At 64.9% G+C, this 676-nt stretch carries 1 protein-coding gene; it reads right to left on the reverse strand.

All coding sequences use genetic code 11. The annotated features are described in order from the left end of the window. Window positions 1-553, reverse strand: a 553-nt coding sequence (locus tag ABC138_RS17575; protein ID WP_345914472.1) for a transposase, incomplete at its 3' end; no start/stop codon positions are given. Window positions 554-676: the final 123 nt, after the last annotated feature.

Below are 676 nucleotides of genomic sequence, written 5' to 3' on the forward strand. Positions count from 1 at the left end.
CGACGGCGTTGATCACCCGCCCGCCCTCGCGGACCTTCATCGTCAGCGCGTCGGCGGACACGAACGTGAATGGCCCAGCATCGGCCAGGGGCCGGTGGCGAAACTCCTCGACGATCTGGTCGAGGTCGGCCGCCATGCGGCTGACCTGCGACTTGCTCAACGAGTCAATCCCCAAGGTCTTGACGAGCTTGTCCATGCGCCGGGTCGACACCCCGGCGAGGTAGCAGTCCGCGACGACCGTGATCAACGCGGACTCGGCGCGCTTCCTACGCTCGAGGAGCCACTCGGGGAAGTAGGTCCCCGAGCGCAGTTTCGGGATTGCGACATCGACGGTGCCGACGCGGGTATCGAGGCCGCGGTGGCGGTACCCGTTTCGCTGTGCCGCCCGCCCAGGAGTGGCCCGGCCATACTCCGCGCCAACCACGGCATCGGCATCCGCGGACAGCAACGCGTTGATCATGGTCTGCAACAGGGAACGCATCATGTCGGGCGATGCTTCGGACAGGGCTTCGCTCAACAGGCCATGAGGGTCGACAATGTGAGGTGCGGTCATCGTGATGACTCCATTCGAGAGTGCTGTGAGAGGTTCGCTCGAAGGATCACGCGGTGGCCGCACCCATGTCCACTACCGGGACGATGACGGTCACTGCGCTACACCACTATCGGGGACTCAACT

The organism is Janibacter sp. LM (assembly GCF_039631275.1).
Classification (GTDB): domain Bacteria; phylum Actinomycetota; class Actinomycetes; order Actinomycetales; family Dermatophilaceae; genus Janibacter; species Janibacter terrae.